This is a genomic window from Leptolyngbya sp. FACHB-711 (genome assembly GCF_014695615.1).
Taxonomy (GTDB): domain Bacteria; phylum Cyanobacteriota; class Cyanobacteriia; order Elainellales; family Elainellaceae; genus Leptolyngbya_A.
The window spans coordinates 1-17517 of record NZ_JACJOR010000388.1; the positions used below are offsets into that span (position 1 = coordinate 1).

Below are 17517 nucleotides of genomic sequence, written 5' to 3' on the forward strand. Positions count from 1 at the left end.
CCGGACAACTCATCGACGGTCCCTTTACGTCCTATGACCTCAATACGCTGATGAAAGCCACCACAGGCGGTAAAAAGGGAATTGCGATCGGCACCGGCGACACGCTCTCCGGGCAAACCAGCCGAATCGATGTGGCGGCTGCTTGCGTAGAATCCCTGCATAACCCGAATGCGGCAAACAAGATTTTTGAGATGGTGAATAAGGGGAATCGTCCTGAGGCGATCGATTGGTCGGGGCTGTTTGCTTCGATCGCGTAGGGGGTGTGTGGGTGAAGGGCGATCGTTTTCCCAAAATCGATTCCCACAAAAGAAGCCGGAGGTTGGCTCCCGGCATCCAGGCATTCACCTGAAGCTGGACTCAATCCTCCGACTCAAGACTTAATGGGTTAACGCAAATTAAGCTTTGCTGCTTTCCTGAGCCGCTTCCCCTTTGCGCTTACGGAAGGTTGCAATGCCCATGCCAATTAAACCTGGCAGGAGGGCAGGAGTCGGAACTGGCGTAGCAGCAAGTCGCATTTGACCAATTGCAAAGTTATCTGAACTCGAAATGGTAATTGAAGTAATTTCGTCAGTAGCATTGTCCGAGTAGAACCCGAAATATTTGGCTCCCGCTAAACCGTTAACAGATTGGGTCAAGGTCGCACCACTTGCAGTCGTTGCTGTAATATTGCGGAAGTCAAAAGGATTGGGTTCAGCAAAGAAATCGAAGGCAGTGATAGGGGATGAAAAAGCAAGCGTGAGGCTTGTCGTCACGGAATCACTGTAGACAGGACCTGTGTAACCATTGCTCCATGTAGACCATCCATCAGGAACTGTCCTTTTACCAGTCTCTGGGCTGAAAGTGACCGTGATTCCATTAGGTGCTAAAAGCGAGGAAATTGTAGTTCCGTTCGGAGCAGCACTGTCCGTCACATTGACCAAGTTAAAGCCAAGATTAGCGATCGTATTTGTTCCAAAAGGTGAGTGGGAATCACCCAATGCAATAATTGCGGCATCGGAAGCAGTTGCCGATGTTAGCAAAACACCCACAGTGAGCATTGCTGTTCCAAAAGCGGTTGCTGAAACTTTCGTTGCTGCGTTCTTCAACGTCAACATAGGATTATACTCCTGAAAAAGGTGAATGGTAGGAGTCCCTGAATGTTGACCACCTGAAATGAGACGATCGCACAAATAAGACGATCGCCTACCTTGAGCTAACGCTGCGGAGTCAACTCATGCAAACTGTGATCCTGATGCAAAAAGCCTGATTCTACGGATGCTCTGATAAACCACCCCTGGCATCCCAACATTCCCTGATGCAATCTGATGAGACGGGAGTGATTGGAGCAAATCGAGTGAAGATGCCCCGCTAACGTTTTCATTTCTGGGTCAACTGTTCACAGTTTACTTATTTCCACAAAAAAATATAGTTCCTACGTAGATTCTACACAAAGGTTAAAAAATACACTTAGATTCTACTTAGAAATTTTATAGAGATTGTCCGGTTGGGCAGTGATACTCGAACCTTGCGAATTACTGGGTGACTGTATCACTACAACATCAGGGAAACTGCCTTCTACGGTTACGGGCGATCGCATCAACAAAGCGTAACCAACATTACTCCTCTGGCAAAACCTGCCCTTACAGAGACTATGGCTCTCCTCTCGGAAGCCAAATCTATCTCGGCACGGCAAATACCACCTGTCTGTTACGGTTCGCCCCCACGCGCCACCCGATCGAAATTCTTACACTAAGACCATGTGAGCTTTGAGTTTGGGATTTGAAATTTCGGATAAAGCCTATCTGTTCTGCGATCGATCGTGGTTTTGTTCTATCAGCACCCTTGCCGTTTGGATCTTCTACAGATTGGATCTTTTACAGAATAGACAAACTCATTCATCAATCCCGAATTATCAAACCGTCCCACCCCTTGTTCGGTAAACCCGCCTTCAAGGAATGAGCAAAAATACACACTATAGAGGTAGTGCTGCATCCTGAGCTGTGGCGGCGTTTGGCTGTTTATTGCAGTCTCGTTGCTTAGAACAAAGGACGACCGGGACACCCGGCAGCCGAGGGACGGACACCCCAATCCATTTGGTTTGTGAGCAACCAGATCATCGAGAACTCTAGAACCGGAGATTTGAAAGGTATATGGCTAAAGTTGTTGGAATTGACTTAGGAACAACCAACTCGTGTGTGGCAGTGATGGAAGGGGGTAAGCCGACCGTTATTGCAAACGCAGAAGGGTTCCGCACGACACCCTCGGTTGTTGCTTATACGAAAAATGGCGATCGTCTTGTCGGACAGATTGCAAAGCGTCAGGCAGTGATGAACCCGGAGAACACCTTTTACTCGGTGAAGCGGTTTATCGGTCGTCGCTTTGATGAAGTCGGCAACGAGATGACCGAAGTGTCCTACAAAGTGCTGAACATTAGCGGCAACGTCAAAATTGACTGTACGGCGCAAGGCAAGCAGTTCGCCCCCGAAGAAATTTCCGCCCAAGTGCTGCGGAAGCTGAAGGAAGATGCCAGCAAGTATCTGGGCGAAGACGTTACTCAGGCAGTGATTACCGTTCCTGCTTACTTTAACGACTCCCAGCGTCAGGCAACCAAAGACGCAGGCAAGATCGCAGGTCTGGAAGTGCTGCGAATTATCAACGAGCCGACTGCTGCATCACTGGCATACGGTTTGGATAAGAAGACCAACGAGACGGTTCTGGTATTCGACTTAGGCGGTGGTACGTTCGACGTATCGATCCTGGAAGTGGGCGACGGTGTGTTTGAAGTGCGATCGACCTCCGGTGACACCCACCTGGGCGGCGACGACTTCGACAAGAAGATCGTAGACTTCCTAGCAGAAGAGTTTAAGCGCAACGAAGGCATTGAACTTCGCAAAGATAAGCAGGCACTCCAGCGTCTTACTGAGGCAGCCGAGAAAGCCAAGATCGAGCTCTCCAGCGTGACTCAGACCGAAATCAACCTGCCCTTCATCACTGCAACGCAGGACGGTCCTAAGCACCTGGATGTCACTCTGACGCGCGCCAAGTTTGAGGAGCTTTGCTCTGATTTGATCGATCGTTGCCGCATTCCCGTTGAAAACTCGCTGCGCGATGCAAAGCTGGACAAGAGCCAGATCGATGAAGTCGTCCTGGTGGGCGGTTCAACTCGGATTCCCGCTGTGCAAGAAGTTGTGAAGCGTGTCCTGGGCAAAGACCCCAACCAGTCGGTGAACCCAGATGAAGTGGTGGCAGTCGGTGCGGCAATTCAGGCAGGCGTGCTGGCAGGCGAAGTAAAAGATATTCTGCTGCTGGACGTGACTCCGCTCTCGCTGGGCGTTGAAACCCTTGGCGGCGTGATGACCCCGATCATTCAGCGCAACACCACCATCCCCACCAAGAAATCTGAGACCTTCTCGACGGCAGCTGACGGCCAAACCAACGTAGAGATTCACGTTCTGCAAGGCGAGCGTCAGATGTCAAACGACAACAAGAGCCTTGGAACCTTCCGTCTGGATGGCATTCCCCCGGCTCCTCGTGGCGTGCCTCAAATCGAAGTCACCTTTGACATCGACGCTAACGGCATTCTGAACGTAAGCGCGAAGGATAAAGGCACGGGCAAAGAGCAGTCGATCAGCATTACGGGTGCTTCGACGCTGCCGAAGGATGTGGTTGAGCAAATGGTGCGCGATGCCGAAATGAACGCATCGGCTGACCAGGAGCGACGCGAGAAGATCGACATCAAGAACCAGGCTGAATCGCTGGCATACCAGACTGAGAAGCAGCTCAAGGATCTGGGCGATAAGATTCCCGCAGACGACAAAACCAAGCTGGAAGACATGGTGGCAGAACTGCGTCAGGCCATCAACGCCGAAGACTACGACAAGATGCGCTCCTTGCCGAACGAAATGCAGCAATTGCTCTATAACATCAGCAGCAATCTGTATCAGGGCGCAGGCGCACCGGGCGCAGGTCCGAGCGATGATGGCGGCAGCACGGGCGGTTCGGCTCCCAGCGGCGATGACGTGATCGATGCCGAATTCACAGAAGACAAGTAAGCCAGTTAGAACTCCTGTGGAGTGCAAATGATCTGGTAAACCTCCGATAAAACAACCGGGGCGGCTCTGCCGCCTTTTTTGTTGCTTTACGGGATGCTCCCCAGGAGTAGGGGACTTTGAGCTGCTTTCGTAAACTCGATCGCTAAACGAGGTTTCCCTGCCCTATTCTTGGAAACCAACAGGGCAAGGGACATCACTCGCAGAGTTAGAAGCAAAAGCCAGACGCAAAAGTTAGGAGCAGGCAAAATTTAGACGCTGCTTTGCGCTCCCTCAAGGATTCGAGGTCCGTGATGAATCTTGTGCTTATACTCCTTCTCTGCCAATTTCTGGCGAACGATTTGCCCCGCATAGTGCAGGGGGCGCCCAAACTGTTTTTCGATCGCCGATCGACGCAGCCATTGTTCGTATCCTTGAGCGATCGGTCCAGTCAAGAAGTGATGCCATTCCAGGATGACGCGATCGAGAGTGTATTCTTGAGCGCGCTTAAAGCCGTTTTCAACCATTGCTAGATAAAGTTCGGGATCTTGCTGGAGCCGCTGGAGAGCTGCGATCGCTTCTTCAGGGGTGCGTACCTCAAAGTAATCCAGTTCCGAGCGGCGTATTTGTTGATATCCTGGCTCTGGACCCAAAATGGCTGGACATCCTGCAAACCAAGCATTGATTAACTTCAGAGCTGGCTTTAGAGAAATGTCGTAAACGGTGTTATTCCGCACTGCAATTACGGCATCCGCCTCAGTGTAGTTTGCCCAATCCGCAAAACTTGAATCTAAATTTTCGGTACTCATCCTCAGAGTAATTCCCATTGCTTCTAATGCTGATAGAAACTCTGGAGTTCTGAACGGTTCTGCAAGATTATAAGAGTGCCCTTTGAAGACAAGATTTTTGAGCGTTATGCCCCGTGAAGCATCACGAGGTTGAAGATTGGGCTGAGGTCGATGGGGTAAGTAGTGATGAGTTTGATCTCGAACCTGTAGCGGGTTGATAACAATTCGCTGATTGCAAATCTGGGGGTGAGGCGTATCGTATCGGCAGCCGATAACATAGCTTTTAAATAGCCAATCTTTAGGTTGAAGGTAATAGTAAGGAATAATACAAATTTTTCCTGGTACTGGCTCTGACACCAAATGAACATCAAAGCTGCGCCGCTTTAGATCGAGATATGCCTGAGCCGACCACATGTCATGTCCAGTGACGCACAGTTCATAAAGCGAATCGTCAAACGCCAAATCGGGGTTATTAATTAAGGGAAGCCATTTGGGGTCTTTGGTTACGAAATAGACGGGATAGGGCAAGGGCTTGAAGAAATTTTCTGTAACCGTGAAGTAAGGATTTTGAGTAGATAACTCCCGGAGGCGATCTGTAAGAAGCATATTCAGTATCTCCGTGCTGCAAATAGCTTGGTAAGGGGATTCAGGGTAAGCAATAGAAACCAATTAAGCCAATCAAAACCAATCTGGAATTTATGAAGCTACAGTGTTCGATTTAATTTCGATTTAATTATGTTCAATTCAGTCTCCAACCTCACGTTATGGACGTTCCAAAAAAATCAAGGCGCGGTGGTTAAGAGCAGTACCTTTTCTAAAAAAGCCTCAGCGTCTCTTAATGCAATTGAACTAAAGATAATACTTGATCTCCCGTAGAGAAAAAGGCATGAAACGATCGTCTTCGTAAAAACTTTATTACGCCTCCTTCTGAGTGATCCTGAAGGATAAGGAGAACAAAAGTTGCTAACCCTACTAAAAAGCTTGCCTCACAGTACTTTGAGAGCCTGAATAATGATTGTGTTTGCCTGTAACCGAGAGAATCGATCGTCTTTGTAGAAACTTTATTGATTTCTCGACCTCACTTACTCGACCTCAAACCGCAAATTCACGGTTTACGTCAGTATCAGAAACAACTTCTGTAAAAACTTTAATCAATCCTCCTGCGTGAACTATGGCTGCTGAAGGCATTGAACAACAGGCGAGCAATGGGGATAGGGGAAGTGTGATTGAGACGGTAGCAAATTGAAGCCTAAGTAAACTTAAACGATACTCAGCTATACGAGTGAGGATATGACTAAAAGAAAACTGTGGTGAATTTGTTTTACTTTTTGTCAAGTACCCAGAGAAACAATAAATCGCTCAAATTAGCGGAGATTGTCTAAAATCAGGAAATTGCCTCTCTTAGCCGATCGAATTCCATGAATCAAGCTGGTTACTATCGCTATCCCACCCTGAGCGGTGATCGTGTTGTGTTTGTCTGCGAAGATGACCTGTGGACGGTTCCGCTATCGTGCGGTGCGGCAGTCCGGTTAACGGCAAATCTGGGTGAAGTGAGGCATCCTGTTCTCTCTCCCAATGGTGAGCTGCTGGCGTTTACCGGGCGGGAAGAAGGACACCCAGAGGTTTACTGTATGCCCGCAACCGGGGGCGAAGCCACTCGGCTCACGTTTACGGGTTTCGCTTCAACCGCAGGCTGGACTCCCGACGGCCAAATTGTGTTTTGCAGCAGCGCAACGCAGCCCTTTTTTCGACTGCCCCAGCTGTACACGATCGATCCTGAGGGCGGTCTACCCAAAGAGCTTCCCTGGGGTGTGGCGAATGCGGTGAGCTTTGGTCGTGCCGGGGGTATCGTTATCGGCAGAAATATTGCGGACCCGGCACGTTGGAAACGCTATCGGGGCGGCACTATGGGCGTGTTGTGGGTTGATGTGCAGGGGGACGGTAACTTTCGGCTGCTGATTCAGCTCAACGGTAATCTGGCTGCACCCATGTGGGTAGGCAATCGCATTTATTTCATTTCAGATCACGAAGGCATCGGTAATATCTACTCTTGCACCCCTGAAGGGGAAGATTTGCAGCGTCACACGGATCACGGCAAATACTATGCCCGCCACGCTTCTACCGATCGACAGTGCATTATCTACCATGCAGGAGCAGAGCTGTACTGCTTTGATCCCGCAGCCAACACTAACACTCGAATTGAAGTTGACTTCTACAGTCCCAGAGTGCAGCGACAGCGCAAGTTTGTCGAAGCAAGCGAGTTTCTTGACAGCTATGACCTGCACCCAAAAGGACATTCCACGACGCTGAGCACCAGAGGCAAACCGTTTGCCTTGAGCAATTGGGAAGGGGCAGTGCTGTCGCTGGGGCAATCTGAAGCCGGACGCTATCGATTAACGCGCTGGCTAAATGACAAAAAGCGATTGGTATCGGTGAGCGATTGCACTGGAGTTGAGGCACTGGAAATCCTATCGCTGAATCTGGATACAGAAGCGGAAGTTTTGGAAGGGCTGGATATTGGGCGGGTGAACGGGCTAGAGGTATCGCCGACCGCCGATCAGGTAGTTTTGACTAACCATCGACACGAGCTGATCTGGATTGATTTGAATACCAGGGAGCATCGAATCCTCGATCGCAGCGATTTTGCCTGGATCCAGGGTTTTTCCTGGTCGCCAGATGGACAATGGGTTGCCTATAGCTGCGCCGAGAGTCAGCTCACTTTCTCGATCAAGCTCTGTCACCTGGAAGACGGAACCTTGCATCGTCTAACACCGCCCCGCTTCCGGGATGTACAGCCTGCTTTTGATCCGGGCGGTAAGTTTATTTATTTCCTTTCAGTGCGCGACTTTAATCCGGTGTATGACTCAATCTACTTTGATCTGGGCTTTCCAAAGGGAATGCGTCCGTTCCTAATCTCGCTGCAAAAAGAGACACCGAATCCGTTTGTGATGCAGTCAAAGCTGCTGAATGGAAAGGAAGAGGACAAGACAAACGATAAGAAAGAAGAAGGAAAAGAGAAAGATTCGGAGCAGGCAGAAAAGAAAATTCAGCCTGTCAAAGTTGACCTCGAAGGAATCGATCGCCGCATTCTAGGATTCCCGGTCAGCGAAGGACGCTACGGGCAAATCTGGGGCGTAGAAGGGAAAGTCCTGTTTACGGCATATCCGGTTACGGGCAGCCTGGAGCGGGGCAACGGCAACGGCAAAGCAACGCTAGAACTCTATGACTTTGAAGCACAAAAGCAGGAACGCCTCGCCTGTGAAGTGTCGAGCTTCCGAGTTTCAAGAGATCACAAGACGGTGATTTATCGATCGGGTCATCGGCTGCGGGTCTGTTCCACCAATCCCCAAGATAAGGAACGCGCCAAAGAAGAACCGGGTAAGAAAAGCGGCTGGCTCAAGCTCGATCGCATTCGGGTTTCTGTAACGCCCGCCCAGGAATGGCAGCAGATGTTTAAAGAGATTTGGCGGCTTCAGCAGCAGCAGTTCTGGACGGCAGATATGTCCGGTGTGGATTGGGAGCGCGTGTACGATCGCTATCGTCCGTTGCTCGATCGGATTTCAACGCGATCGGAGTTTTCTGACCTGATCTGGGAAATGCAGGGCGAACTGGGCACGTCCCATGCCTACGAATACGGCGGCGACTATCGCCACGAACCCCATTATCACCTGGGCTTTTTGGGTGCAGATTTCCAGTACGACTCAGATACAGACGGCTATCGCATTACCCACATCGTGCAGGGAGACTCCTGGACCGAGCACGATTCACCTTTGAATCAGGTCGGGCTGAATGTGCAGAAAGGTGATATTTTGCTGGCGGTCAACGGGCAACGGGTGGGGTTACACCGATCGCCCCAGGAATTGCTCGTTCACCAGTCAGGCTGTGAAGTAAGCCTCACCTTTGCCGCCCGTCCTGAAGAAGCTGAAACTGATGCCGAAACCGCCCAAACCAATTCTGCCCCTACTGAAACTGCCCCTACTGAAACTGCACCCCCAGAGAACGCACCAGATAATTCAACAGATAACACAGCCAGCGAACCGAAACCGACGACGCGCACTGTCTCAGTCAAAACGCTGAACCGGGAAACCCACATTCGCTATCGAGAATGGGTCGAGCGCAACCATCGCCAGGTGACAGAAGCAACCCAGGGCAGAATTGGCTATCTGCACATCCCAGATATGGGCGCGGGTGGCTATGCAGAGTTTCACCGCTACTATTTCGCAGAAGTCCACAAACAGGGCTTAATCGTAGACGTGCGCTATAACGGCGGCGGTCATGTTTCTCAGCTTTTGCTCGAAAAATTGGCGAGAGAGCGAGTTGGCTACGATGTGCCGCGCTGGGGCAAGCCCGAACCTTATCCGAGCGATTCCGTTCTAGGGCCGATCGTCGCCCTGACTGACGAACAAGCCGGATCAGACGGAGATATCTTCAGCCACTGCTTTAAGCTGATGAAAATCGGTACGCTGATCGGCAAACGCACCTGGGGCGGAGTCATTGGCATTTCACCCACTCACTCCTTGGTGGATGGCAGCACGGTGACGCAGCCTGAGTATTCTTTCTGGTTCAAAGATGTGGGCTGGGGTGTTGAAAACTACGGCACTGACCCCGATATCGAAGTCGAAATCACCCCGCAAGACTGGCGACAGGGCAAAGACTCTCAGCTCGAAAAGGCGATCGAGGTCGCTCTGGCTCAGCTTGAGCAGCAGGATGTTTCCTTGCCCGACTTTGGCGATCGTCCTTACCTGCCACTGCCGTAATCCACCCAATCGCCCTATTCTCCCGATCGCCTCCCAAAACCACCCTGCACTCACCCACTCACCCCCGAATCAGGCAAAATAAAACAGACCATCTGATTCCCCCCACCGATCGCTATGGCAGGACTCAACCCAGAGCAGCGCAACTACTACTATCTCCTCGAAGCCGCCCGCACTGGGATTCATAAACCCATTCTTGCCGCCCTTTATGCTGTCCAGCGTCGTCCTGCACTGAGCGATGGAGAAACGGGGTTGGGCATTTCGCCTGCCAATCGGATTCCGCCGGAGCAGGTGGATACGTTTCCAGAACAGGTACAGTTTGCAGCAAATACGATTCGCAGCCTGACGGATAAGTTGACGGCTCAGGGGTGGAAGGGGGCGGATTTGTGGAATGGGGCAGAGGGGCGGTATAGCGATCGATTCATTCAAACGGTTGCGCTGGGCTACATTCCGCCGGTGAGTGAGCCGACTTCTGCTCGATTAGAACCCGGCGATCGGGATGCACTAAAGCAGGCTTTGATTGCAGATTTGGCGATCGACTTTAGCGGAAGCCAGTTGCCGCAGAACTTAGATTATCTCGACAATGCGCTGCTGCGATTTGTGGAACGACTGCCGCGCTATTATCTGGGACTGAGCTATCAGCAGGAATCTTTGCTGGAAGCGGTACGAATCTGGCGCAAGCTGAATACTCGTGAGGCGACGATCGCAGGCTTGCTCCGAATCCCGGAAAACGATCCGGCTTTGCTGACCCTGGATGCGACCCGGTTGGATCAGCCTTTGCTTCAGTTTATGCAGCAGGTTTCACCTTTTTTTGCCGGATACCCTCATCAGCGAGAGGCATTGGTGCGATTAGTGCAGCTCTGGCGGCAGCTCGATTCGCGGGAAGAGGCGATCGTCGCGCTGCAAAATAATCTCTCGGCAGAAACGAATATTCAAATTGTTGATCCGGCGTTGATGGCGTTTGTGCAGCGCATTCCGCAGTTTTATCAGGGACGGGGCGATCAGCGCAACGCACTCACAGAAACCTATCGCCTTTGGGCAGGGTTAGACTCGCGCACCTCGGCTCTGACGGCTCTGGGCGTGAATTCGCAGATTCTGACCGCCAGCAATCCCGATCGCACACAGCTCATCAATGCGGCGACTCAGCTCGATCGCGCTCTGCTGGACTTTATGCGCCGTGTGCCCGTTACTTATCGCGAAACTGACCAGCAGCGAGAGGCGCTGATTCGACTGGTGCAGCTCTGGCGAGGACTGGATACCCGCGAAAAGGCACTTCAGTCTTTACTGCAAGATGTGCGGCGAATGGAAACGGCTGGGCGTGGATCAACCGACGCTGCCCCTGCGCCTGAACCTGCGCCTCTGCCTCCCCGTCCGACCCGCTGGACACCGGAGAATATTCAGCTTTATGCGGCAATTATGCCCAACGGCAGCTTTACCTGGGCAGAAGCCACCCACGGCGGAACCCGAATGCCACCCAATCAGGCGACGGTAGACGGCATTGTGCGAATTGCAGCTTTAGCCCAGCAAGCCCGCGACCGCATTGGTCGTCCATTTCGGGTAACAAGCTGGTATCGTCCTCCGGCAATTAATCAGGACGTGGGCGGAGCTTCGTTTAGCCGTCACCTCATTGGGGATGCGATCGATTTTTACTGCGATGGGCTGACGGGTGATCAGGTTTATCGGGCACTCGACCCCTGGTGGACAGGCGGATTAGGACGCTACAGCAGTTTTCCGGCTCTCTGCCATCTGGATGCGCGAGGGTATCGTGCCCGGTGGACACATTAAGCAGAAATCTTAAATTCGACAATAAAGGCAGTTTGTCCAGCTGCACTTTCCACGCGAATTCTACTGCCTAATCGCTGAACAAGCTTTTTCACTAACGCTAATCCCAGTCCTGTCCCGTCGTATTTCCAGGGGTCGCTGTTGGGAATACGGTAGAACTTGTCAAAGATCCGCTCATGTTCCGCTGGAGGAATTTCGACACCAGAGTTGCTAATCCGAATTGCTAAATGTTCTGGTGTGGCTTGGGCAGCAAGGGCGATCGCTTCTCCAGAGGGGGTATATTTGCAGGCATTGTTCAGCAGTTCGCTGAGAATGCGCCCCAGATAGGACATATCGGTGATGAGGGGAGGCAGATCGGACGGGATGTGGATGGCGAATTGCTGCTGTTGCTGGCGGGCACGTTCAACAAAACTTTCAGCAAGATGGGGAAGATAGTACTGAAGCCCAATGCTTGTGAAATTGAGCGGGTCAGTCCCCGCGTCCAGACGGGTGAGATCGAGCAGATTGTCAATTAAGCTAATCTCGCGCTGTCCCTCAGTTCGCAGCACATTGAAGTAGCGAGCGATCGGATTTGACTCATTGGTGAGGATGCCCAACTGCTCCAAGCTAATTCCGAGCATATGGGTTGCCATACCGATATTGGACATTGGCGTTCGCAGTTCGTGGGAAACAGTGCTGAGGAAGTCGTCTTTGAGCTGATTGAGCCGCTCCAGTTCTTGCACCTGCTGCTGCGCTGCCTGGAAAAGCCGAGATTGACGCAGGGCGATCGCACATTGATTGGCAACCTGCTGCACAAGCCGCACTTCTAGCTCGTTAAACAGTTCCTGCGAATATTTGAACAGCCAGATCTCTCCCAAAATTCCTTTTTCATCCCGAATGGGACAAGCCAGAATCGTCAACAATTGCTGCCCGGAGCGAAGGGTATTGGTCGTCAGCCCACAAAATTGGCAGAGTTGTCCTTGCAAAAGAGAGAGATGAATCTCGCTGTGAGGAGCCTTGGCAATCTCAAAGGTTTGTCCCTGAATCGGAGAGAGAGTATTGGTAAACTCGTACACAATGGTGCAAAGCGTCTGCTCGGCGTTGTAAATTCCAGTGTCGCAGGCTTCGATCGGTAAATCCTTGGCTAACTCTTCGACAACTACCTGCAAGATTTGCTGTTCGTCCAGGCTGTCTCGCACCTTATCCGTAATGCGTTTCAGCAATTCCTCAAAGTGGAGAGACTGCTGAAGTTGAGCGGTTCGCTCCTGCACCTGCAACTCTAATTCAGCGTTGAGAATTTGCACCTGCTGATGCAGTTCTGACTGCTGAATAGCGATCGCAAGCTGGGTTGCCAACTGCTCCTGCAATGCCATTTCAAAGGATTCCCACTGGCGAGTGTTGTGGCAATGATGTGCCACCAGAAGCCCCCACAAATGGTCGTTCTGAAGAATGGGCACCACCAGCAACGCCCGCACTTGAATTTGTTCCAGCATTTCGAGATAGCAGGGAGTCAGGCTGGCACGGTAAATGTCATCGACGGCAGTGATTTGTCCCTGAAAGTACAGCTGTACCTGGGTTTCTGCAAAATAGGTATCAGTGATCTGCCTGCCCAGCAGCGATTGCCATCCTTCCGCCACGGATTCAGCCACAACCAAGCCGCTCCAGCCGGCTTCAAAGCGATAAATAATCGCGCGATCGACCTGAAGCAGCCGCCGAACTTCTATGACCGCCGTGTCGAGGATTTGCTCTAGATCCAGCGTTTTACGAATATTTTGGGCGATTGTGGTCAGAAGCCGTTCCCGTTCTGCCTGCTGATGCAGCGTTGCTTCGTATTCCTTTAACGCAGTAATGTCAACGGCAACGCCAACCACCTGTCTGGGGTTTCCCGCAGGAGTGCGGTTCCAAATTTTGTCTCGACCCAGTAGCCAGCGAAAGTCTCCCGATTTATGCCGCATTCGGTACTCGGTTTCGAGAAACTCATTCTCCTGCATTTGAGAAAAATTCTGCTGATTCTGGATGACTCTGGGCATATCATCGGGGTGAATCAGCAGCACAAACAGCAGATCACCCATTGCCTGAACCTCGGCGGAGGAGTATCCCAATACCGCTTCAACCTGCTGGCTACAGTAGACGTTGCGCTGTTCAATCAAGTCGTAGATATACAAAATTGCCAGAGTCGATTCCGCAATTTGCTCAGTTAACTGCTGCTGTTCTCGCAGGGCGGCTTCGGCAGCTTTTCGTTCGTTGTCAACGCGCTTGCGTTCGCTAATATCTAGATCGATGCCAATTATCCGAATCGGAGTGCCCGCTGCATCGCGCAGCACCAGCGTACAGGATTCGATATAGCGCAGGGTTCCGTCTGGTAAAATTGCCCGAAACTCTGATTTAACCGCTGTTTTTTCTACAAGAGCTTGCTGGATAGCCGCACGGCGGGTCGGTAGATCATCAGGATGAACACAGGCTTCCCAGGCTGCGTAGGAGTCGACTGCTCCAGGCAGCTGAATGCCATAAAGTTCATGAATGCGATCGTCTGAAACGAGGCAATCGTTGACCAGATCCCAATCCCAAACCCCCATATGGGCTGCTTCTACCGCCAGCTTAAGGCGATTGGCTAGGGCTTGTCGCTGTTCCTCTGCCTGTTTGCGATCGGTGATATCGGTATGAATGCCGATCATTCTTAGCGGTTTGCCCGTTGCCGTCCACTCCACGACCTTGCCGCGATCGAGAATCCACTTTTCGCTGCCGTCTTTGCAGTAAACCCGGTATTCATTCTGATAAATCGGAGTTTTGCCGCTGAGATGGTCAGCCAGTTTGTCGTTGCACGAGGCGCGATCATCAGGATGAATTCGACGATTCCATTCCTCCAGTGTCTTGATTCCCCCAGGCTCAGCATCGTCCAAGATCGCTCCCCACTGCCAGGAAAAGGCGATCTGATTGGTTTGAATATTCCAATCCCACACGCCATCGCCTGCCCCTTCTAGCGCAAACTGCCAGCAAGCCTCGCTTTGCTGAAGGGCGAGCGTGCGTTTCTGCACCCTAAGTTCGAGTTCCTGGTTAAGCTGTTGCAGAGCAAGCTCAGCCTGTTTGCGTTCGTTTTCGACCCGCTTGCGCTCGGTAATGTCAATCTGAATGCCAATGATGCCCGTGGGGTTGCCGTCTGCGTCATATAGAATTTCACCTATATCAGCAGACCAGCGCACTTGGTTATCCGGCAAGAGCACGCGATATTCTATGCTGCAGTTCCGTTTTTCTGCTAATGCCTGGGTCACAAACCGATCGGCAGCTTCTCGATCGTCTGGATGAATCGCGTTAAGCCAGTTTTGATAGCTGGGGTTATGGATCTGCGGCTCATAGCCCAACAAGCGGTAGTTCTCTTCTGACCAAAACGTTTGATTGGTTATCAGATCCCATTGCCACATCCCCGCGTTTGCTGCTTTCAAGGCAAGTGACAAACGATTTTCACTGGTCTGCAATGCCTGATAGATTTGCCGTTGGCGATCGTCTAGCTCAGCGACTAGCCCCTGCTGAGATTGCTGCAAATTTGCCTGTTGAACCGCAATGCCCAGATGAAGCGCGACCTGCTGCAAATATTGCATTTCGATCGGCTGCCACTCACCCGGGCTGCGGCAGTCATGAACAATCAGCAGTCCCCACAAGTTGCCCTGGCTCCCAATCGGCGCGACCAGATTGGCTTGCCCCTGCAACCATTCCCACCGTTCAGCCGAGCTGGCTGGCAAATCTCCTGCTCGAATGTCACAAATCACTGCGACTTCGCCCTGGCGGTATCGTTCGACCCAGATTTCATTAAAACTGCGATCACAAATCACCTGCCCGATCAGCGGTGTCCACTCCGCACCAGCAGACTCATAGGCAATGACAGCATTCCCATCTTCTCGCAAGCAGTAGATCAAGACGCGATCGGTTTGCAGTCGGCTTCTGGTATCAGCGATCGCCCACTGTAGAATCTCCTCTAAATCCCTGCACTGTTGAATCTGAAGGGCAAGAGCGGAAATGTTCTCTAGAATCTTCTCAAGCGAAAGCGAGGAGCCCGAATTTGCAGGTGCCACAAGATTTTCAGTTGGCGAATGACCCTTTTACAACAGCGAACCCAAACTTTTACAACAGTGAACCCAAATGATAGAACCTAAACAGTGAATCAATAAACAATAAACCTAAACAGCAAGCGGCGATACTAATATGCTTATGTTGCCTTTCCAAGGAATGATTAGTTCGTAATGAGACAAAAAATGCCCCTTTCATTCTGCGTTTAAAAATTAGCGGGATAAAACAAACCCCAATCAACGGCTTAGCTCCCCTGATTTAACTTATTATACAAAACGCCCTGAAGCCCGCTGCCTCCAGTTGCATCAAGACTGCTCTTTGCTAAACGATGCGCCAGATTTTTTCCACACCCCGTCGTTTAATCGTAGGAAACGGGGAAGAATTTGTGCAGTGAAATTCATTGCCTGATTCAGCAACGTCCGGCAAAGCAACCCTCTGCCAGATCAACCCATTCCAAATCCACTGTTACTAAACCAATCATTGCCAGACCAACCATTGCCAGACGAACCGATCGAGGCTAACCTTTGAGCAGCGCAACTTTACGCAAATTCAATTCGTCAGTGGATTCGTCAGTAAATTCGTCCAGCAATGAGGAGAGCGTGACTTTACCGACCATGATGCAGCCCTGTGAATGCCTGAACTGTGACCCGCTTCAAGGAAAATTACCCATTCCTGAAGAAAATTCTAACCCTGCCGCCAAGCTGCAACTGCTGACGCTGGGGCTGATCTTAACAGGCGGATTTTCCCTGATTGAATACAGCATGGGCTGGTGGAGCCACAGTCTTGCGCTGGTTGCCGATTCAGGTCATTTGCTGTCTGACTGTCTGGCAATGGGGCTATCGCTGCTGGCAACCTGTGTGGCGCAGTTAGCAAACCGTCACCCGTCTTTTCTGAATATTCGACAGGCGGAAGTGCTGGCTGCGATCGCCAATGGGATTGGGCTACTGGTGTTGGCAGGCTGGGTTGCCTGGGAAGCGATTGATCGGTTTCAGAGCCATACTGCGATCGTGAGCGAAGCGATGCTGCTGACGGCGATCGTTGGGTTGCTGTTTAATTTGCTCACTGTTCGTCTTTTTCATGCTCACAGCCATTCTGATTTGAATGTTCGCGGCGCGTTTTTACACATTCTCGCCGATACCGTGAGTTCGATCGCCGTCGTTATCTCCGCTCTATTAATTTTGGTGTTTCATTGGGAATGGGCAGATGCGATCGTGAGCTTACTTGCTGCTGCCTTTATTGCTGTGAGCACACTGCCCTTTTTGCGTGAAAGTTTGCAGGCGTTGCGTCGTTCTTCGCAGGCTTAGCGGCGCAGGCAAAGGTTTTCTCCGCTCATATCTCCCACACAGTTTCCGTTTTGGTCGAGAACGACTACCGATCGAACCGTTGGGAATTGTTTGAGCGTGGCATTTAGAGAACTCATTATCCGCGCATCATCCCCCACTCCGGCTGACACCACCTGCCGACAAAACTGGAGCCTTGCTGTTGCTGAAGTGATCGACAGCGTGAAGTCTCTGCCGCCACAGTTAGAATTGCCCTGTAAGGTGAGGGGTGCGATAAACCCTTGCTGTCTTTCCTGGCGAGTTGGCCCTGCCACCACCTGGCTCACGGCAAACCGAGCCACGCTTGCAGTTTGAGCCTGTCGCCACACAGGTTCTACATAGCTCAGGTCGCTTTGCTGCTGCGGATTTTTGGGAAAGAAAACTTTTACCCTTTGAGGCCGGGGAGCCGTTGCTTCAAGCTGAGCGGCGATCGTAGGCGTGACGGCAGCCGTTAAACCTGCGACGGTGACTAACCCTAAAAGAAATCTATTGCGAAGAGAAGACTTAAACATCGTGAACATCTTGAACATCGTGATATTTTCAGGAACTCCGAGTTGCAATCCAGCTGATCTCGGATGACATGACAAGTGACGATCGAGCAGGGGTGGAAGTTTCGGCAGGAAAAGAACCTGCTTTGGCATTGCTGAATTATTTGGCGTTGCTGAATTAAAGGATAAACGGTTGGGTTTGACTATGCTGGGCAGCTCCCTAAATCGGTCAATTCTGGCAGATTTTGAGCGTTGAAAGTTTTGCCCTAGTGAGCGTTTCAAGTCAAATTCATTGCATGATTCAGCAACGCCCTTAGTTTTCTTCACTCCTTTTCCAT

General features: G+C 51.3%; 8 protein-coding genes and 1 pseudogene. 5 read left to right on the forward strand and 4 right to left on the reverse strand.

Annotation, left to right across the window (positions count from 1 at the left end; translation table 11 throughout):
• Positions 1-257, forward strand: a pseudogene (locus tag H6F80_RS16315) (SDR family oxidoreductase); the annotation flags it as partial.
• A gap of 138 nt (positions 258-395) precedes the next feature.
• Here the strand turns inward: H6F80_RS16315 and H6F80_RS16320 are convergent.
• Entirely contained in the window at positions 396-1094 is a 699-nt protein-coding gene (locus H6F80_RS16320) for a PTPA-CTERM sorting domain-containing protein (RefSeq protein WP_190792583.1), read from the reverse strand.
• Positions 1095-2129: 1035 nt separating this feature from the next.
• On the opposite strand from H6F80_RS16320, the gene dnaK reads away from it, so the two are divergent.
• Entirely contained in the window at positions 2130-4031 is a 1902-nt protein-coding gene (gene dnaK / locus H6F80_RS16325; protein ID WP_190792584.1) for a molecular chaperone DnaK, read from the forward strand.
• Between the two features lie 248 nt (positions 4032-4279).
• Here dnaK and H6F80_RS16330 read toward each other — a convergent pair whose 3' ends face one another.
• Positions 4280-5401 (reverse strand): glycosyltransferase, encoded by a 1122-nt coding sequence (locus H6F80_RS16330; protein ID WP_190792585.1) that lies wholly within the window; start codon positions 5399-5401, stop codon positions 4280-4282.
• 812 nt (positions 5402-6213) lie between these two features.
• Between H6F80_RS16330 and H6F80_RS16335 the strand changes: the two genes are divergently transcribed.
• Positions 6214-9552, forward strand: a complete 3339-nt coding sequence (locus H6F80_RS16335) for a S41 family peptidase (protein ID WP_190792586.1) — start codon at positions 6214-6216, stop codon at positions 9550-9552.
• Between the two features lie 114 nt (positions 9553-9666).
• Entirely contained in the window at positions 9667-11334 is a 1668-nt protein-coding gene (locus tag H6F80_RS16340; protein WP_190792587.1) for a D-Ala-D-Ala carboxypeptidase family metallohydrolase, read from the forward strand.
• Here H6F80_RS16340 and H6F80_RS30845 read toward each other — a convergent pair.
• Positions 11331-15377, reverse strand: a complete 4047-nt coding sequence (locus H6F80_RS30845) for a PAS domain-containing protein (RefSeq protein ID WP_190792588.1) — start codon at positions 15375-15377, stop codon at positions 11331-11333. The two genes, H6F80_RS16340 and H6F80_RS30845, sit on opposite strands and share 4 nt — an antisense overlap.
• Before the next feature lie 594 nt (positions 15378-15971).
• Here H6F80_RS30845 and H6F80_RS16350 point away from each other — a divergent pair.
• Positions 15972-16676: a cation diffusion facilitator family transporter gene (locus tag H6F80_RS16350; RefSeq protein WP_190792589.1), complete on the forward strand. Its 705-nt coding sequence runs from the start codon at positions 15972-15974 to the stop codon at positions 16674-16676.
• Here the strand turns inward: H6F80_RS16350 and H6F80_RS16355 are convergent.
• Positions 16673-17203 (reverse strand): GerMN domain-containing protein, encoded by a 531-nt coding sequence (locus H6F80_RS16355; RefSeq protein WP_190792590.1) that lies wholly within the window; start codon positions 17201-17203, stop codon positions 16673-16675. The two genes, H6F80_RS16350 and H6F80_RS16355, sit on opposite strands and share 4 nt — an antisense overlap.
• Positions 17204-17517 lie beyond the last annotated feature (314 nt).